The organism is Candidatus Poribacteria bacterium (genome assembly GCA_028820845.1).
Lineage (GTDB): Bacteria > Poribacteria > WGA-4E > WGA-4E > WGA-3G > WGA-3G.
Genome location: JAPPII010000013.1, coordinates 101275 through 120216, shown reverse-complemented (window position 1 = coordinate 120216; position 18942 = coordinate 101275). Strand labels below are relative to the sequence as shown.

General features: G+C 48.8%; 16 protein-coding genes. All 16 read right to left on the bottom strand.

Annotation, left to right across the window (positions count from 1 at the left end; genetic code table 11):
• Position 1: 1 nt before the first annotated feature.
• The gene (locus OXN25_03565) at positions 2–592 is read right to left on the bottom strand and encodes a heme-copper oxidase subunit III (protein ID MDE0423931.1); all 591 of its coding nucleotides are present in this window, start codon (positions 590–592) and stop codon (positions 2–4) included.
• A complete protein-coding gene (locus tag OXN25_03560) occupies positions 579–833 on the bottom strand; it encodes a hypothetical protein (GenBank protein MDE0423930.1) in 255 nt (84 codons plus the stop codon). Before OXN25_03560 ends, OXN25_03565 begins: the two co-directional genes overlap by 14 nt.
• Before the next feature lie 13 nt (positions 834–846).
• Positions 847–1770: a heme o synthase gene (gene cyoE, locus OXN25_03555; GenBank protein ID MDE0423929.1), complete on the bottom strand. Its 924-nt coding sequence runs from the start codon at positions 1768–1770 to the stop codon at positions 847–849.
• A 139-nt stretch (positions 1771–1909) separates the two neighbouring features.
• Entirely contained in the window at positions 1910–2845 is a 936-nt protein-coding gene (locus OXN25_03550) for a COX15/CtaA family protein (GenBank protein ID MDE0423928.1), read from the bottom strand.
• A gap of 110 nt (positions 2846–2955) precedes the next feature.
• Entirely contained in the window at positions 2956–4779 is a 1824-nt protein-coding gene (locus tag OXN25_03545) for a cbb3-type cytochrome c oxidase subunit I (protein ID MDE0423927.1), read from the bottom strand.
• A 20-nt stretch (positions 4780–4799) separates the two neighbouring features.
• Positions 4800–5465 carry a cytochrome c oxidase subunit II gene (gene coxB / locus OXN25_03540; GenBank protein ID MDE0423926.1) on the bottom strand — a complete coding sequence of 222 codons (666 nt, stop codon included), beginning with the start codon at positions 5463–5465 and terminating at the stop codon, positions 4800–4802.
• 108 nt (positions 5466–5573) lie between these two features.
• Positions 5574–6347, bottom strand: a complete 774-nt coding sequence (locus OXN25_03535) for an ABC transporter permease (GenBank protein MDE0423925.1) — start codon at positions 6345–6347, stop codon at positions 5574–5576.
• A gap of 96 nt (positions 6348–6443) precedes the next feature.
• On the bottom strand, positions 6444–7361 hold the full coding sequence (locus OXN25_03530; protein MDE0423924.1) for an ATP-binding cassette domain-containing protein: 918 nt from the start codon (positions 7359–7361) through the stop codon (positions 6444–6446).
• A 66-nt stretch (positions 7362–7427) separates the two neighbouring features.
• Positions 7428–8207 (bottom strand): carboxypeptidase regulatory-like domain-containing protein, encoded by a 780-nt coding sequence (locus OXN25_03525; protein ID MDE0423923.1) that lies wholly within the window; start codon positions 8205–8207, stop codon positions 7428–7430.
• Positions 8208–8318: 111 nt separating this feature from the next.
• Positions 8319–10103, bottom strand: coding sequence for a c-type cytochrome (locus OXN25_03520; protein MDE0423922.1), 1785 nt, complete (start codon positions 10101–10103; stop codon positions 8319–8321).
• A 2-nt stretch (positions 10104–10105) separates the two neighbouring features.
• Complete coding sequence (locus OXN25_03515) at positions 10106–10882, bottom strand: cytochrome c (protein ID MDE0423921.1); 777 nt, start codon at positions 10880–10882, stop codon at positions 10106–10108.
• Positions 10883–10921: 39 nt separating this feature from the next.
• Positions 10922–12430, bottom strand: a complete 1509-nt coding sequence (locus OXN25_03510) for a c-type cytochrome (protein MDE0423920.1) — start codon at positions 12428–12430, stop codon at positions 10922–10924.
• A gap of 48 nt (positions 12431–12478) precedes the next feature.
• Positions 12479–14380 (bottom strand): cytochrome ubiquinol oxidase subunit I, encoded by a 1902-nt coding sequence (locus OXN25_03505; protein ID MDE0423919.1) that lies wholly within the window; start codon positions 14378–14380, stop codon positions 12479–12481.
• Between the two features lie 115 nt (positions 14381–14495).
• Entirely contained in the window at positions 14496–15245 is a 750-nt protein-coding gene (locus OXN25_03500) for a hypothetical protein (protein ID MDE0423918.1), read from the bottom strand.
• Between the two features lie 145 nt (positions 15246–15390).
• Positions 15391–15747: a cytochrome c gene (locus OXN25_03495; GenBank protein ID MDE0423917.1), complete on the bottom strand. Its 357-nt coding sequence runs from the start codon at positions 15745–15747 to the stop codon at positions 15391–15393.
• A 65-nt stretch (positions 15748–15812) separates the two neighbouring features.
• Positions 15813–18926, bottom strand: a complete 3114-nt coding sequence (locus OXN25_03490; GenBank protein ID MDE0423916.1) for a c-type cytochrome — start codon at positions 18924–18926, stop codon at positions 15813–15815.
• Between the last annotated feature and the right edge of the window lie 16 nt (positions 18927–18942).

The window sequence follows — 18942 nt, the reverse complement described above, 5'->3', positions numbered from 1 at the left end:
TCTATAAGAGATATACTAACACGTAAAGAATCGGCCAGAGCGCGACAACAAAAATCCAATAGATGGTGCAGGTATCAACGCCGACGTAACGTTCGGCAGAGAAACGCCCTGCGACCGCCATACCGTAAACGACCAGTAGCCATATAACAGCCGTTAGCACATGAAGTGCATGGCATCCAATGAGTACATAAAAAATACCGCCGTATACACCCGATTGGAGCGTAAGCCCATTCCGAATGAGTTGCACCCATTCACTGCCCTGTACACCGAGAAATAGGACTCCCAACACACCTGTGATGAGAAGCCAACGCCGAAGCTGCTTCACCTGATCCCGCTGAATCGCACGATGCGCTTGGAACATTGTGTAAGCACTCAATAGCAGCAATGCAGTATTGATGCCGGTTATGACGCGTGGGAGCTCAATCCCGATATGCGACGGCGGGGGCCAGGTAACATTTCCGACCCGAAACACGAGAAATGCCCCGATGAGTCCCGAGAACAACATCGTCTCTGCACCGAGTAGGACTAAAACGGCTAATCGTGCGTTGCTTAGGGGTGGATGTTCACGAACTTCAACGTTATTCTGCGCCATTTTCACGTACCCGTCTCTTTACAATCCGAAGGACAATTTCAATGACCGCCACGAGAACAAGAAACGCCCCAATGATCCCCAGAACTGGCGTTTTAATGCTTTCCATCGCGCCTTCAACAGTAGGCGGTACTTTGCTACCCGTAATCATTACCCGCGTTGCGATGATAAATAGCGCAACAAATAGCAGAGATAAAATAATACCAAGGCGACGATTTCGTTTGCGATGCTCTGGCGCGTTCATTTTATGTCAATTCCTAAATTTTATCCAATGCCATCGTGATAAATACCACCGGCAGATAGAGCAGTGAGGCGTACAACACATAACGTGCGGCTTTCACCGAGCGTGTACGCGACAAATAGATACCAACTCCCAGAAACGCCAATCCAGATACCAGTGCCGTAAAGAAATAGATGCTACCAGCAACACCGTACGACGTCGGTAATAAACCTATGCCGAGGAGTGCGACGCAATTCACCACAATTTGACGACACGTACTCGCGCCATCGGGATGAATGACCGGTAATAGACGGAATCCGGCTTTTGCGTAATCCTCACGATAGATATAAGCGATTGCGAGCGAGTGTGGTAGTTGCCACAAAAAGAGTATCGTAAAGAGCACCCACGCTTCACCTGTCAACGAACCACGTGCCGCGACCCAACCGACCACAGGCGGAAGCGCGCCCGGCACTGCACCAATGAGCGTACACAACGAGGTCTTCCGTTTAAGCGGCGTATAGAGAAACAGGTAACTCACAACTATCAGCGAGATAACAAAGCCGCTCAGGACGTTGACAATAAACGTCAGATAAAGCATCCCGCTACCCGTAAAAACAGCCCCAATAAGCAGTGCTGTCAACGGACCCATCCTACCATCAGGGATTGGTCTTTCCTGTGTCCGTTCCATCAGTGCGTCCGCATCGCGTTCAAGGTATTGGTTAAGCCCTAAGACCCCCGCTGCTGTTAATCCTGCACCGATCAGCGTATGCAAGCACCGAAGCCACTCGAAAGTCCGTGCACCGAGATAGAAACCTGCAGCGGTGGTAATGAGTATCATCACGACCAGTCGCGGTTTGCTGAGTTCAATCACATCGGCGATGCGCTGCACAAAAGTTGCATGCTTGGACGATGGATTTGCTGTATTACTACTCTCTGGTAATGTCGCTGTTGTTGAACGCATGTTTTAAACTATTAAATCTGGTCACTATTAGGGCTATTCAGTTTCCCATATTTCAAATTCATTGGTTCGTAGTGGGGCAATTGATTGCCCCTTGTATGCCCTTCAGAACGTGCGATGAATCGCACTACTACAAACAGACTTACTCTGTAAGCAGTGCATTACTCGCGGGTGCCCTGACAGCTACTGAGGCCTCGGTGAATCTGTAAATCTTCAGGGTCAAGACAAAACTACTCACTAACATAAGGGCACCGACTGCGACGTGCGCGGTCGTGATTGTCACCGTGAGCCCAGTTGCGAACGTTTCTCCCAAAGCCGTAAGTTTCGCGAAGAACGCCCCAGTGCCGAGCATCAACTGGACCGCCAGCAGTCCGAGTAGTCCGAATACCATTGATGCAGCACTCTTCTGTGTCTCATCATTTGTGCCAAGGATACGCCTCGCCAACAAGAAGATATGTAGTGTGACCAAGAAGGCAAAAAGTAGATGCATATCAAGTCTGCTTCCGGTATGTCGTAAAACCGCTCCAAAGATGAGTTGCACATAGATGAGGCATGTCGTAATCAGGCTTAACCGTCTCAATTTCTGTGCTGCAACGATTGGGGCTGCAGGCTTCTCTTGCCACCAGTCGCGAGAAGTGAACCACGCAATCCCACAGAGGAGCGCGAAAAACGCTTGTGCGAGACAGGCGTGTACGATTGCGAAGTTGCGATTAATCTGCGTGACTCGAAGTCCACCGAGAACGCCTTGTACAACGACGGCGATGAGTGCAATGAGTCCGAGCCATTTCAGCCACTTACGGGAATCTCTTGCCAATATGAAGACTAACAACCCAACAGTTAATATCCCAACGAGGGATCCCATGAGGCGATGGCTATGTTCATACAGAATGCCGCCTACCATTTCCGACAACGGATAGAGGAACATATTGTACCCGAAGGTTGTTGGCCAATCGGGTACAGCCAATCCAGAGTCGGTGCTTGTAACGATCCCGCCGATAACAATCAGTAAGAACGTCGCGCCTGCGGTGAGGCGTGCCAATCTGTGTAGCCACGGACTATAGCTCACGTGTTGCTCCATGCCATATTCCCAGAAAACAAAAAATGGAAGATTCTTGGTTGGAAGGTCGGAAGAATGGGAGGTTGGTATGCCCATTCTTCCATTCTTCCATTCTTCCTTGATATCTTCTCTTAGTCTCCGCCTGTTGCGGGTGCATGTTCAGGTCGTGCTTGTGGAATCCAATCATCTTCTTCATCCGGGACGCTATATTCATAGGGACCGCGGTAGACAGTCGGAATTTGCCCGAAGTTGCCGTGTGGTACGGGTGTCGGTGCTTCCCACTCCAGTGTATTGACGTGCCACGGATTCTGTTCGGCGACTTTTCCTTTGTACATGCTCCAGAAGAAGTTAAAGACGAGTATCAATTGTGCGAAACCGAGCGTGAACGCACTCATCGTGATAAAGATGTTCATGCCCTCAAAGCCTTGGAGGAACTCGTACTGCATCGGGTTGGAGATGCGTCGCATGTGCCCACCTACACCGAGAATATGCATCGGGAAGAATGTGCAGTTGAACGCGACAAAAGTCAACCAGAAGTGAATTTTGGATAGCACATCGTTCATGTACCGCCCGTACATTTTCGGGAACCAGAAGATGATACCGCCGAAAATAGCGAACAGGCTTCCGCCGAACACAACGTAGTGAATATGCGCCACAATGTAGTAGGTATCGTGGATGAAGATGTCAACTGGCGTGTTTGCCATGTAGATACCGCTCAAGCCACCAATCACAAACATAGAGACGAAAGCGATACCGTGGAGCATCGGGGTTGTGAACCGGATGGAGCCTTTGAACATCGTGCCGAGCCAGTTAAATGTTTTGATAGCCGATGGCACAGCAATAAGCATCGTTGTTGTCATGAAGATAGAGCCGAGTCCGGGTCGCATGCCGCTCTGGAACATGTGGTGTCCCCAGACGATCCATCCCAAAAAGGCGATGGCAATCATAGCGTAGACCATCGAACGGTATCCGAAGATCGGTTTCCGTGAAAAGACAGCAATTAGCTCAGAAGCGATACCCATACCCGGTAAGATGAGGATATAGACCTCAGGGTGTCCGAAGAACCAGAAAAGGTGCTGCCACAGGAGCGGGTCGCCGCCACCTTCCGCCGTAGGCGTAAAAAACGTTGTCCCTGCAAGCCTATCAAAGACGAGCAGCACAATTGCGGACGAGAGTACGGGGAAAGCGAGTAGCAACAAGATTGCAACGATGAAAAGCGACCAAATCACCAAAGGCATCCGGAAAAATGTCATTCCCGGTGCGCGCATATTGATAATCGTGGTGATATAATTAATAGATCCGACGAGCGAAGAAAGCCCCTGAACAAACAGACTCAACCCCCAGAGGATTTGTCCCCATTCCACCCCCGTCCACTGCGCATCAGAAGAGAGCGGTGCATAGCCTGTCCATCCCGCTGCGGCGTGTCCACCCGGTACAAAGAATCCAATTGTCATGAGGACTGCGGCGAGGACTGCAAACCAAAAAGAGAGCATGTTGAGGATCGGAAACGCCATGTCGCGCGTTCCAATCATCAAGGGGATTAGGAAGTTTCCGAAGGCACCCACTAAAATTGGGACAACGACGAAAAATACCATAATAGTGGCGTGCATCGTGAACAGCATATTGTAAAATGCGGGTTCGATAACACCGTTGGGCATATTGACTTCAAGCCATTCCTCTTTCTCGGACTCATAGATGCGCTCCCACATCCTGTCGGCACCTGTGACGATTTCACCTTCCTCCATGTATTGTGTGGAAGCCCCGATAATCGGGAGCGGTCTTTCGGGATAGGCGAGCTGCCATCTAAAGAGGAGTGCCAACCCGCCACCGAGGAAGAACATAATCAGTCCATAGATAAGGAACTGTTTACCGATCGTCTTGTGGTCGAGTGAAAAAATGTATTTGCGAATAAAACTTTCTTCGTGATGGTGTGAAGTATGTTCATTATCGTGCATATTTATTGTTCTCCTTGCGCCTACTGAGGCCATCTTTCTTGTAGCCAGGCATCGTAGTCCGTTTGCGCATGCACATTGAGGTATCCCAGCATTCCAGAATGTCCGAATCCACAGAGTTCAGCACATGGAATTTCATAGCGTCCTGCCTTTATCGCCTCAAACCAGACATCAATAAACCGACCGGGCAATGCGTCTTGTTTGAGCCTTAATTCCGGCACAAAAAAACTGTGAATGACATCCACAGCGGTTAACCGGATATGCACGACCGCGTTGACAGGTACATGCAGCTCATTTTCCAATGTCAAGTCATCATCCGTACCAAATTCGTTATCGGGTCCAGGGTACGTCATATCCCAGTTGAACTGTTTTCCGCTAACTTGAACGACAACATCTGGATTCTCAGGAAATTGTGTGGGCGACTTAATATTATTCCACTGTGGGTAACTGAACATTGCAAGCCCAAAGACAATCACAGTCGTAGCAGCTGTCCAAGTGATTTCAAGCGTTGTGCTGCCTTCGATGTATTCCGCCTTATGACCTTCCCGATGGCGATATTTAATCAGGAAAACAATAAGGGTTCCAATCACAAGGATTAGTGTAACGAGCGTAATGTAATAAATTGCGTAAAAGAGGTTATCAACGCCTTGCCCGAACGTTGATACGTTATCAGGGAGCCATCGAAGCATTCAGTCCTCCTTTTAATGGCTATCGGCAATCAGGTCGCTGCGCTTTCGGCTTCCAGTAAAGAGGTTCCTGATAAACCGGAGTCCTCTTTACTGACGGCTGACTGCTATTTAATTCGTTTGTGTAGACGCGATAAGCGTTGCTCCTACGTACGTCAAAATACAAAATAGACTGGTAATCAGCATAGAGAGTATCCAAGATGGTCCGTCTCCAAATGCTTTTACAGTGGTGTCAAGGTAGAGGCTGTGCCGAAAGGCTGCGAGCCCATACGTTAGTGGATTGAATTTCATTGTCCATGCTAACCAACCGGGGACACCCGTACTCGGAAAAAACGCGCCGGAAAGGAGCCATATCGGAATTAGCAGGAGATTCATAATTGCATGGAACCCTTGCGTCGAGTCCATCCGCCACGCGATAAGCAGTCCCAAGTTTGTCAAGCCAAACGCTAAAAGCGTCATCACGCCGAGGGTGATAAAGAGCGATGCCACACCGAATCGAATGCCTGTTATGGGTGCGAGTATTAGGAGCAGCACGCCTTGTAAGAGGGCTAACGTTGTCCCCCCTAACGCTTGGGCAAGGACAATCCGCCACCTTGGGACAGGAGCGACGAGTACACCTTGCAAGAAGCCTTCACGTCGATCATTTACGACAGAAATTGTAGCGAAAATGGACGTAAAAAGCAAGACTAAAACGACGATACCCGGATAAAAGTATTCGATATAACCGGGTCCACTCACGACACCAGAAGGTTGAAAAGAAGCGCTCAAGCCGCTACCGATGAGAATCCAAAACACCAAGGGTTGTGCGATAGCACTGAAGAGCCGACTCCGTTGTCGATAAAACCTGATGATTTCGCGCCACCATATCGTTGCAATCGGTCTCATTAGCAGTCAGCAGTCAGCAGTCAGCGGTCAGCAAAGCGGCATTTAGTGTTGAAGATCCGTCTTTCAACTGATGGCTGATAGCCGATAGCCATTCCTCTATACGAATGGGTTTCCGGTCAACTTTATGAATACGTCCTCCAATGTCGGTTTTCCGAATCGCACTGTCCGAATCTCATTTGGAAATGCGGCAACGACATCTCGAACGAATTCATGTCCTCGTTCACATTCCACACGGAGGTGGTCGCCCGTTAACACCGGTGAAACGCCGAACTTTTGGGCAATTGCGGTGGAGAGAGTTTCGTTAGATTCACTCTCTATGAGAATAACATCACCACCGACTTGCGCCTTGAGTTCATCAGGTGCTCCGATAGCGACCAAGCTGCCGTTATTCAAGATACCGACCCGGTTGCAAGCCTCCGCATCATCCAACAGATGCGTTGTGAGGAGAACGAGGATATCTTCCGTATCTGCAAGCGCGCGGAGATCGTCGTTGAGCTGCCTACGGACAGTTACATCCAATCCACTGGTCGGCTCGTCAAGGAGCAGTACACGTGGGGAATGGAGCATGGCTTTTGCAATTTCGACCCGCCTTTGCAAACCGCCAGATAGGACTTCAACGCGGTCTGCTGCCCTGTCGGAGACATTGACCCTTTCAAGGAGTTCAACAATCCGACAGTTCAGGGTTTTACCCGAGCGTCCATAGAGATGCCCGTGATGCCGTAAATTCTCAGTGACAGTGAGTTTGACATCTAATCCCGGATGCTGAAAAACAACACCTAAGAGGTGGCGAATTGCCTTTACTTCGGTGCTTAAATCATATCCGAGAATCCGAACGGTGCCGGATGTTACCGGTATGAGTGTGGAAAGGATCCTAAAAAGGGTTGTTTTCCCACTTCCGTTTGGTCCGAGGAGTCCAAAAATTTCGCCAGCAGACACACTAAAACTCACATTATTAAGTGCGCGTCGTGTCTGATAGGTATGCGAAAGATTTTCGACCTCAAGTCTGTTTTTCACTTCTGAAGTTGGCGCGCTTTGTAAGCGCGCCTAAGAATAATTCACAACAGCGTGATGTGTGCAAATTTATTTTAATTTGAGTGCGAAATCTTGCGTGACAGTGCCACCCGCCTCTACAGTAACAGAAACAGGTGCTGCGCTATTCGTGCCACAAGCCTCATGCCAATAACCGAGTTTATAGGTGCCTGCGGGAACATCTTCAAGCGTGAACTCACCCTTTTCGTTCGTCACAGCGAAATACGGATGCGGTACGTAGGCAATCCAAGCGGACATCCAACCGTGAATGTCGCATTTTACCGACACAGGACCTTCCGCTTTCTTTACTGCGGCGAGAGGCATTCTCCGACGGTTTTTCGTCTGCTGTTTGTTAACCGGTTTGTTGACGCTACTGAAGATATGGACGTTGTGATTAACTCTATCGTTGTTGAGCATCGTTAACCGTACACCGAGCGGAACAATCTGGACATGCGGCGTGAATTTACAACCCTTTTGGTCCATTTCCAGTTTGGTAGCCTTGTCGAAATCTTTACCTTGCGAAATATCCATAAGATAAACGACGGTATTTTTTAGAACGTTGCCTTCACCGACAACCAGAGATTCATCGTACTTTTCGGTGGCGGCACAGACCTCTTGGTCCTTGGTGATTTCGAGCATTTTCATTTCAGGTACGTCTCCCTCAAACTTCACGACGCCGCTAATTGTGCCGCCATTGCTGACGCTCGAAGCGGTATAGGCATCTGGAAATACTAACATTTCCACTTCCGCATCGCCATCAGCCGCAAAAGCAGTACCGACATAACAGCACACGAGAAGTATCGCGAGACTTGCTAACAGATAGGTTTTCATTTTTTCTCCTTTATTTGTAGTTATCAGTTGTCAGTTACCAGTTGTTAGGTAAAGCCCTTTTCGTCTTGAACACTGATAACTGAGAATTGACTATTTGTTATCTATTTTCACTTACGAATTTCGCCGCTGCACGGCTGCGCGTAAACCAAGAAGCAATCCGAAAGAAAGAATTGCGATCAAAGGCGGATAAACGAATCGCCTTGAAGAGGGGACGGGTTCAAGAACGAAAGTATACCAACTCGTTATCGTCCGCTTTGTGTCAACGTCCCCGTTTGAACCATCCCAAGCAGAAAAGGCGATCGGGACAAAAACACCGGGATCAAGTTGTAAGTCTTTCTTGTCTTCGGTCTTCAAAGCACGTTTCACCCACAATTTATATTGACCGTCCGTGTAAGCACTTTTCACCTGCAGGTCGGCTTGGACTTCCTGGACCTCAGCACTGCTGATCCCCTTAGCTGTCAGCTCCGTTACCTGCTCAGGTGCGGAGGCTTTCCAGTGCCAGAGATAGACAGGGAGTCTACCGCCCCCTAAGAAATAAGGTTTCGGTGCGGTCGGTCCTTGTGGCACTTTAACAGGAAATTGGATTGCCAGCGCGTCTTCAAGGGTCTCACCTGTTTCCTCGTCTATTTCGTCAGTCGTATATGTTCGGTCGTCCCATATAAAGAGGAAGGCAACCTCTGTATCGTTATAAAACGATTTGACGTTTATGGCATCAATTGTCGGGTTAAACTGCCGAGGTTCAACGATGATTTGCCCAACGAGTGGAAAATAGCTGGCTTCGGACGTTTCCCAAACGGTATCATCAATTGTAGGCAATTCACCTTGAACATATTGCGATCGGAGTACGTTATTGCCAATCGCAGATTCCGGACGTTCTTCAGGCATAAGCGACTTCACATAGTTCGCCAGATGCCAACTCTTTTCATAAACGACCTTCATTGCGTTGTCATACATCTGCTGTTCCGCTGCGGTCAACTCTGTGCCTTCGGCTCGAGTGAGAGCGACGTTAACAGCCTCATCCATCTTTTCATAAAGCTGCCCGGATTCCTCCTCCTCCGCCTCAGTCATTTCATCTTTGTTCTCTAATTCAATGAGGCGGTCAGACTCACCTCCCGTTAGTCCGAAATTCAGGAAACTATCGCCTTCAAAGGCAGGCATTGGTGAACCGGCGATCCCGCCGATGAACCGTTTGAAGATGTCTTCGGCATCAGAACCACCCCGATAAGTCCAACCTTGCGTAAGATTTGCGGGCCAGGTTTGGAAATTCCAAGCATCTGTCAGTGTAGGCGCAGATGTGCCATCCCCACGTCCGATGTTACCGTGGCATTCCACACAACCGAGTTCTGTGTAAAGTCCTTTTCCAATCTCAACACTTTCTTGAGAATAGGGTATTTTCCCTTCCAAGCTAATTTCTCGGGGCGGTGCCTCACGTTCTTTAAATCCACCGTGAAATGTTTTAATATAAGCGACGACTTCCCAGCGATCATTAGCACTTAGAGCAGTTTCCCATCCGGGCATTGACGAACCCGGCATCCCTTCGGTAATAATATCGAAGAGATCCTGGTCAGTCGGAAGTTCCCCGCTTTCTGTAGAACGGATTTTATACAAGCCACGTGTGAAATCTCTGGGTTGCGGGAGCAAATTTTCAGCAGCGGCACCGTCGCCTCGACCTTCCGTGCCGTGGCAGTGTGCGCAGCTTTGCTCATAGACTTCTTTTCCTTTCTCGGAAGCCTCCGGCGCGTTCTGCGCGTCCACCACCGTAAGTATGGAGAACACTCCTAAAATCAGAAACAACACAACCGCAGCAAACCGACAACGGAGGTTTGCGGATCTGAAGTAAAGAACGTTGTCTAACCAACCGTGTGATTTAACGCTTTGCGTCAGACAAAAGATCATTTTTAGTGTGCCTCCCCAAAGGTACGGAATTGATAACCGGTGTAGTCAGACAGAAAGAGGATAACATCCCAAATTTCCTCCTTCGTCAAGTGGTCTTCCCAAATAGGCATTGCGGAATCCCAAGGCGTTCCAGCTGCGGGTAGCCCGGGTCCACCTTTGGCAATTCGCCAAAAGAAGAAAGATTCTTGGAAGTTAGGAATAATGCCCGGGTCTTGGAAATTAGCGGGTAGCGGCTGGAGATACGAGGCAAAATGTCCTTGCCCATCGAGATGATCTCCGTGGCAGGGGAAACAATTCTGATGATAGACGCGTCTTCCATTCTCGACGTGTGCCTTGAACGCCTCCGGATCGTCCTTTTCATAGTGCCGGAAGGGGTTCACGACATCTTGCATCGTGCCAATGACTTCATCTTTGTACGTTAATTCAAGGGGCGGCGATGGATGTGCGTCCCGCGGGCTTCCAGGCGGATTCGCGCGCTGGGCGATAATCGAGTAGGTATAGCCGAGCAGGAACAGCGGGATTAACACAGCGATAACGCGTCGGCGGAGCCGCCGTCTGTCATCGACCAGGGTTTCATGGATTGGCCGCAAGAACTCCCGAAAGAGCGAGTCTTCAACGGAGATATGCACCAAGATCGCGATGATAACCAACCCCATATACATCGCAACCACGCTACCCGGTATCGGTACGGATATGAGACCCCCAACGACAAATTCCAGAAAGACCCAAGAAGCGACCAGAATTATGAGACATATTGTAAAGAGCGACAATCTTTTCATTTTTTTAATTTTTAACTATTTGTTTAGTGTAAAAATAAATTATTCGGCGGAAGCGTCATCTGTCTCTGCTGGTGCTTCTTCCGCTGTGGCACCAGTGAGTGTGCTTAAGAAAGAGAGCAAATTGGTCATATCCGATACAGATAGCAGGAGCGGGAAGTTCTCAGGCATCGGTGAAGTAATCAGTAATTTTTTCCCAGAGGCGCGGGTAAAGGTAACTTCCTCAAGATCAAACGTATCGAATATCTCTTCACTTCCATCAACGATTAGGACGATTTCGTCATCGTCCATTGTGCCAGAAACGTGCTCACCAACAATTTCGTCACCATCAAAAGTGACAACGGTCATCATACTTTTGACATCCGTTTTAGAAAACGTTTTATCTTCGTCGTTTACTTTAAGAGTCACCGTCTCGTCAGTTTCAGAAACGATTTCCCCTGTTACCGGCGCCTCCGCATCCGCGGGTGTTAGCGTCAAGGTCAAATACCCTTTCGCTTGTAGATTGCTGAGTTCTTCAATTGGCTCCTCATCAAGATCGCTCAGTAAAATCGTGTGTTCTTCTTCCACGCCATCGGCAGTTTTCGTTCGAACGACGATCTGTTCGGTATCTTGCGAGACGAGCGTGCCTTGGTAGGTTATTCCGTTGGCGCGGACGGTGACCGCACCGTAACCACTCACAATTTGTGCGGCCGGCAGTAAGACTGACTCCTCAAGATACCGCATATCGTTAAAAGCAGCAATTTCGGAGAGGTCCGGGGCAGTGACAACTTCAAAGTCGGTCGTTGTTTCACCCGCTGCCGGACTTTCTATACCTTGAACCGCATGACACGAGATACACGCTGCACTCACAAAAACTTTTTTGCCGAGTTCGGGGTCGCCTGTAAGCAATGGCGGAAGTGCGGCGGCGGCTACTGCGGTGTCCGCCCTATCTATAGGCTCCTCAAATGGCGTCGGATCAATTTCGCCACCTTGACTCTGAAGGTAGGCAATAACGGCTTCAATCTCTAATTTAGAGAGCGCAATCGGCGCTTTCCAAACCGGCGGCATAATCTTGCCGTATCCGGTGACGAGATATTTTTCGGGTTCATAAAGCGACTCGATGAGATAGTCTTTTGCTGCCATGCCGGGGACGCGGTTTGCTGCGGTAATACCGATGTCCGTGAGATCCGGACATCTCCCAGGTGGTGCGGAGGGATCAACGGTATGACAGGCAGCACACTGCCCTTTGCCGTTAAAGACTAAGGCACCCTGTTCAGCAACTGCATCGGGGTCGCTCCAATCCAATTCAGTCAGGCTCACTGCTGTGGAACTTTCTGGCACAAGGCTTGCCACAAAAGCATAAAACCATATTACAGCAAGCGAGAACGTCAATAATTTCATGACGTTGGACCACAAGACGATGTTTAGAACCACCGAGATGAGGAACCACGCTGACCAAGGGAGCAAATTCTCCGAGGCAATTGGAAACGCAGATGCTCCAGCAATATAGGCGATGAAACTCACCACCATTAAGATTAGACTCGCGATTTTTATGAGCGTGTTCTTTGACATTTTTTAAACTATTACCTCTATGGCACTGTTCCACTTTATTGTTTCACGCTAATCATCACTTTCAGCAGCAACAACCGCTTCAGCGATAGCTGCCTTTTCTTCCTTCTTCTTTTCGCCCCACAAACCGAGCCAGAAGATAAATCCGACGAGGGCAAAGAAAGCGACCATGATAATCGCTACGATATTCACCGCTTCACTGAGGAGCGGCGTAAACGCGTCAGCGGATGTATCTTGCATAACTCCAAAGATATGCCACGCTTCTCGCAGACCCGATCGGGCATAACCCATGAGTCCCATAAGCGATGTAAATGTAATTGCGAGGAGGATCAAGACGTATTGTGAACGGTCTGTCATCTCTCCCCACTGAATGGTGCCGGATGTGGTTGCTTTGCGGTACATGAAGATGTCAACGACAGTAACAACCGCCATAACGGCAAGGGCAACCAGAACCTGATAGGGTGTTAGTACGTTGACGCGCAAGTCCGTTGGAACGGTAAATCCGACGATACCGATAACGACAATTGAGACAGTCGCGAGGAAGAAGATCGAAGAGATAGCGATATTCCCAACTTTTCCCCAACTCGCTGTTGGTGTCTTTCCGGAACGGCGATAAAACAGGAAACTCAAGAAAGTCGTAAGGATAATGATATTAACAGCCGTATTTTTGGCGGTCATCAACCCAAAGAGTCCGAGGTGTGGATGGTTTGCCCCGCCCATTGCGCTCAGTTCACTGGCAGTTGAGATTTTAGAGAGTGTGCGGGGTGTCATCCAGATTGCGACACAGATGACAATAATCGTAATCATGTACGGACGATAGCGCGCATAGATTTCCGCACCATCAATCCTTCCCATGCCTGACCAGAGATAGTAATTCGCGCCAATGAAAAGCACACCAATCATCACTGCCTGAATGATAAATAACCACGAAAATAGGCTTCCCATCATGTTAATGCCCATCGTGTTATTGAACATGTAGATTTCCCGACCGAGCCAATAGCCGAGGAAAGGCAGCGGTATGAGTCCACAAAGTGCGATAAAGTTGCCGGTATATCCCATCCAATCGTAATGCGCTTTGTCCTCTTTGGTCTTCGCGACGAGGAATCGGAACGCCGCATAAGCAGCGACAATAGAACCGCCGAAGGCAATGTTCCCAACGAGTCGATGGATGTTGATGGGCATCCACGTAAAGTTGTTGACGGCATCCCAAACGGTTCCCATGAACTCCCCTGTTGTCTCGTTATGGAGGGGTACCATTGTATGGCTTGTAACACCCTCCATGGCACTTTCAGGTGTTAGTGCTGGGTCAGCAGCCAACCGCTCTTCTATCCAAGACTTCCTTCGTCCTTCAGAGAGTACGCCGTATTGGGTTGCCGGGCTGGTTTGGTAACTCAGCCATGCGTTAGAGACAAACATAATCGCAGTGCCGAAAACATTGAGAAGTACACCGAGGAAAAGATGCCACCCTTTATGCCGTCCCTGCATCTTATCCCATCCGTAGGAGTAGAGGTAAAGCGTAAAAGTTTCGCCGAAGAACAGAACGACATAAAAGATCATCGTCGGTCCAAATATACCACTGAGTTTCGACATCACCTTCGGATAACACCATATCAGTATGAAGACGAGTACACCACCGAGTAAGGCAGTTGTCGAAAACGCGCCCATACAGAGTTTAATAAACTCTTGTGCCATCCGGTCGTATCGCATGTCCTTCGTCTTCCAGCCGATAAATTCAATGATAACGGCAAACATTGGGACACCGAGAATAAAGGATCCGAATAAGAGGTGGAGCTGCGCAGCGATCCATGCCGCATTCCGGCTGCCAATTTTTGGGAAGGGACGATATTCTGCCTCGGTTGCGTCTTGGGCAAACACGGGTGCAATCGCCAAGAAGACATAAACAACGAGGACGCAGCCAAGTATGAGATAGAGGTTCTTTTTTGATACTTTCATTTTTTATGGCTTATGGCTCATGGCTAATAGCGAATGGCAAATAGTAAAGAAAGGAGGTGTCTGATAACCCGAGAGTCTCTTTGCTAACAGCCAACTGCCAATAGCCAATAGCCAATTATCTTGCGCGTTTCTTAAAATCAGCACTTGTAAAGTTTACAGCAATATCACCACTCGCTGGGACTTCAATCGTCTTGTTTGCTGAACCGAGTTCTTCATGCCATGCAATGACACGGACCCGACCGGCGGGAACATCAGCGATCGAATAATTACCGGTATCTGCGGATTTCTCATAGTCATCCGAACTCATCCAAGCACCGTCAGCATTTTTGTAACCTGTGACCGTGAAAAAGTTGCTTGGGACAGCAACAATATAACCTGTCATCCAAGCATGAATATCGCAAGTGAATTTAATCTCTTCAGCTTTCTCGATTTTGTGCGGAATGATTTTGCCGGGCTGCGGAATCTGATAGTTTATAGCTTCATTCTTTGTCGCATGGGAATGGACGTTGTGTGCGATCGGATCGCTGGATGTCAGGTCAACAGTAGAACCTGCAACAACCGCCAGAACGTGCGGGTAATAAGCGCATCCCTTTTGGTCCATCACGGGATTCTTCTCCGGAATGGTAACTTTTGCGCCACGGACGCGTGCATAAAGGACGACGTTCTTGATACCTTTGCCCTTTGAGACAACGAGTGCTTCGGATTTTGTGCCTGTTACAGCGTCAATGCAATGCTGGTCCTTAGTCGCCGTTAAAGCGGGACGTGCGGGGGCATCGCCATCATACATAACGGTCCCCGTGATAGTACCGGCGAATGCAGTACTTGCAAGCATTGCGCACAAAACCAGGCTCACTAAAACTTTCATAATTTGGCTTCTCCTTATAAGGTTTAAATTTGTCCTGCAATATATTAACATTACAGAATTTCAGATTTCAACTAAAAAGACATAAACTTTTCCAGAGCAAGTTTTGGCTTATGGGCGCGTCAAAAAGCAGACGTTTGTAAGTTAATTAAGGACGAAATGTCTCCTTGATATAGTCAAGGATTTCCCGTTGCTCTTCATCACTGAGGTAGTAGTAGAACGCTGGCATATCGTCCTTTCCTGCGTTGATACTCTCTAGCAGTTGCTCATCGTCGTGCATTTCCCAGAGACTGTTATCAGTTAGGTCTGCCGGATCCAACTTTTTGAAACGACCAATACGGCCACTACCTTGTCCATTGTTTCCGTGGCAGCCCGCACAGTATCGGGCGTATTTGTATTCGACCGCCGATTGATACTTCGTACTCGGATCGATCTGATTGCCCAACCAAATTAACCCGTTGAGCCAGATAGCAATCATGACGATAACAACGGCAAGATGTTTCATTTTTTTATAGCGGTTTGTTACTGGCTATCTGCTCTTATGTCTTGCTAATTGCGAACCGCGAACCGCTAATCGCTACCCAAGGATATGAGGTACTCACGCACGAGTCGAATCTGTTCTTCAGCGTCATTGCCAGCATAACCATCAAGCGGCATATACTGGCCACCGACGAGGGGCCACGCCTGCGGCATTGCTGTTCCCGGTTGGAACGATTGGGGATCCTTCATCCAGTCAATAAGCCAGTCCGCTTTGAGTCGTTCCTTCGCCAAGGCGAGATCCGGTCGTCCTGCCTTATCGCTCCCTTCAGGAATAACTTCGCCCTGTGAAGGGTGACAGGAGATACACTGGAGTGCGTCAAAAATCTGTTTACCGACCCGCAATTCAGCAGTTGTTGGCGTCGGCACTTCAAGCGTCTCGTATGGGAACGGTTCATCATCAAGCGCAGAGAAATATTTAACGAGCGTTGTCGCTTCATCATCCGAGAGCTCAAATGTCGGCATTTTGACTTTCAGTCCGTAACGGACCTCCGATGGCACTTTAAGGAACGCGAACAACCAATCTGGATAGGTTCTGGCACCTTGCGCCTTCAAGGGTGGCGGTGCGAACTGCTTAGCGTTTGTTTCATTCAATCCCTCGTGTGCGACGATAACATCAACATAATCGCCACCCGCGCCTTCAATCACATGGCATCCGGTGCAGTTATATTTTTTCACGAGCCGTCTACCCGCATCAATGCGGTTGAGTTTCTCAGATCGGTTATGGATATAACTGAGCGGGTACTGCTCCGGCTGAAAACTCTTCAAAAGGACAGCAAGTGCTTTTGCATCTTCATCGTTAACCTGAAAAACAGGCATACGAGAGACAATACGTCGGGTTTGATAACGCCGCGGGTCGGTCACTTTCCCAAGCGTCCACCCCGTCCAGCTGTGTTCAATGTCAACCGTGTCCCCGAAATCAAGCTCATCAACCATCTTTGCCCCAAATTCGCCGAGGTCAGCCCCGACTTTCGACTCATTTTCAAAACCTGGGATTTCATGACAACCGAAACATCCGTAGGTTCTGACGAGTGCCTCACCCTCCGCCACGTCAACCTCGCCGATGGATTCGGTAGTTGCATTTGGGGTCGCCTGCTGTAAGCTCATCAGATACGCAACAACGTTACCAACTTCGGTATTGCTTAATCGCAAACTCGGCATACTCGTGTCTGGATCGTAGGCTTTCGGATCACGAATCCACTGGCGTAGGTAGTTTGGCGTAACCTTTGTGCCGACACTGTCAAGTGCAGGGCCAAAATCGCTGCCTAAACCATCAACCGCATGACATGTGAGACAGCCAACGGTTTTAACAGTCTCCTCACCCGCGTCAATAGCGCGCTGAGATTCGGAATAGGTTGCACTGGATTCATCGAGATTCGCATCGCTCATCTGTGCAAGGTAAGCCGCGATAGACTTCACCTCATCAACAATGCGAAGGACGTAACTATCGGGATACGGATATTCCGTGCCGTCATCGGTTTTAATAACAATACCGTTTGCGGTTTTGGTAACAACTCCTGTCCGTTTTCCACCATTCTTAAGGTAGACGACCTGCGTCATGCCCTCGACGGGGAAGAAGTTAGGCATCGTCGCGTTCGGTAGATACGCTTCAGGTTTCTTAATCCAACTCTCAAGCCAAGCAGTATCTTTTATTTTACTGCCGACTTTCGCAAGTGATGGACCAACTTTGGCGATATTTTCAATAGCACTATAACCTTCTACGGCATGGCAGCCGTGGCAGCCGAGGTCTTCAAAGAGTGCCAATCCCTTTGTGAGATTTGGCGCATAGTCTTTGGGCTGATCTGTTTCAGGATCCACGTCATAATCTAACATCATTACGCCATCGTGGCAGCGGCGGCAGTTAGATTCCATATATCCTTTTGTCTCTTCAGAGGTTCTATCGGTATGCTCATCCATTCCGAGTACAGGGGTGAGCCAATACTCCGCATGCGTCAAGGCGTGGGCGGCTTTGGCTGTAAGTGCCTGCCCTTGTCCACCGTGGCACGGTGTACAGCCGAATCTATCAATAGGGTGTTTGCCGAGAAGCACATCTCGCTCAGGGTGCGTTTGGAGGACGGACTGGTAGCCGGTCTCATAAGAAATCTCTACGTCCCCAAAGACATCTACATCAGTAAAGGTAAGGGTGCCGTTATCTTCCAATGTATACTCGTCGGGTTCGGCATCAAACCCATCAATTATAATTGACTCACTGCCGAGTTTAACACTTGCGTGCTTGAGATAATGAACAACAGGATTTTCGCCATCCCCTTCCACCTCAAACATCTCTTGTGCGGACTGTTCATAGCCGCTTCTATCAGCAGAGAAGTGGCATGTAGCACATCTGTCCGCGGTATAATCAAAATCCTCAAGATAGTGTTGAACAATGGTTCGGGTCTCACGGAATGGATTTTCTAAGAGGCTTCCAAGGAAGGTCCGTTTGATACCACCGACTGAATGTAGTTTTTCCTCAAGACGTGCGACTTCGTCATACTTTGCCTTGTCGGTTCTCAGAAACTCAAGGGCAGCTTGCGCTGTGGCAATACCTTCAGCAATTTCTGTATCCGTAGTGTTATATTTCTGTGCGATGAGGTAGGTGCTGAGCGCGCGCTGGGGATCGCTATTGTTTTCATAGAACTGTGCTAACGTTTTGTTTGCGTTTGCAAAGACAGCCTCTGCTGCCAAGACGGCTTCAGTCAGTGTGCCTTCAATCTGGGACTCATAACCTGCCAATTTTTCTTGCCACTTTTTGACAGTCTCAGTGTATCTACCCTTCGATTCGTGGAGGCTATGCTGATACTTATAGTTAATTGCATCCGATTCGCTCTGTCGGAACTTGCGTTCTTGCAGTGCCTCGTCAAGTGCGACCTGTGCGTTCTCCACCTCTTTTGTCAATTTTTGTAATTCTCTCGGGTCAGGCTCTTGAGGTGTGGGGAGTTCGGGCAAATCCGACAGTGCGTTTGCCAATTCTGCCTTGGTCTTGTCATATTCGTATTGATAAAATTGCTGCTGGATCTGCTTCCATGGACGGCGGGTAATCATCTCACTCCAGAAGCCCCAAATCGTTACCAGTCCTAACAGTGCGGACAAGATAAAGAACAAAGCAGAATACGATTTATTCTCAGCAGGAATTTCTTTTTTGCTCCTCACGAAACTTTCTACCTCC

Excerpts from the sequence above, each read along its gene's own strand:
- coxB (MDE0423926.1), bottom strand. The coding sequence starts at position 5,465 with ATGCTTCGATGGCTCCCTGATAACGTATCAACGTTCGGGCAAGGCGTT.
- OXN25_03545 (MDE0423927.1), bottom strand. The coding sequence starts at position 4,779 with ATGCACGATAATGAACATACTTCACACCATCACGAAGAAAGTTTTATT.
- OXN25_03495 (MDE0423917.1), bottom strand. The coding sequence starts at position 15,747 with ATGAAACATCTTGCCGTTGTTATCGTCATGATTGCTATCTGGCTCAAC.
- OXN25_03500 (MDE0423918.1), bottom strand. The coding sequence starts at position 15,245 with ATGAAAGTTTTAGTGAGCCTGGTTTTGTGCGCAATGCTTGCAAGTACT.
- OXN25_03535 (MDE0423925.1), bottom strand. The coding sequence starts at position 6,347 with ATGAGACCGATTGCAACGATATGGTGGCGCGAAATCATCAGGTTTTAT.
- OXN25_03525 (MDE0423923.1), bottom strand. The coding sequence starts at position 8,207 with ATGAAAACCTATCTGTTAGCAAGTCTCGCGATACTTCTCGTGTGCTGT.
- cyoE (MDE0423929.1), bottom strand. The coding sequence starts at position 1,770 with ATGCGTTCAACAACAGCGACATTACCAGAGAGTAGTAATACAGCAAAT.
- OXN25_03520 (MDE0423922.1), bottom strand. The coding sequence starts at position 10,103 with ATGATCTTTTGTCTGACGCAAAGCGTTAAATCACACGGTTGGTTAGAC.
- OXN25_03515 (MDE0423921.1), bottom strand. The coding sequence starts at position 10,882 with ATGAAAAGATTGTCGCTCTTTACAATATGTCTCATAATTCTGGTCGCT.
- OXN25_03510 (MDE0423920.1), bottom strand. The coding sequence starts at position 12,430 with ATGTCAAAGAACACGCTCATAAAAATCGCGAGTCTAATCTTAATGGTG.
- OXN25_03565 (MDE0423931.1), bottom strand. The coding sequence starts at position 592 with ATGGCGCAGAATAACGTTGAAGTTCGTGAACATCCACCCCTAAGCAAC.
- OXN25_03560 (MDE0423930.1), bottom strand. The coding sequence starts at position 833 with ATGAACGCGCCAGAGCATCGCAAACGAAATCGTCGCCTTGGTATTATT.
- OXN25_03505 (MDE0423919.1), bottom strand. The coding sequence starts at position 14,380 with ATGAAAGTATCAAAAAAGAACCTCTATCTCATACTTGGCTGCGTCCTC.
- OXN25_03550 (MDE0423928.1), bottom strand. The coding sequence starts at position 2,845 with ATGGAGCAACACGTGAGCTATAGTCCGTGGCTACACAGATTGGCACGC.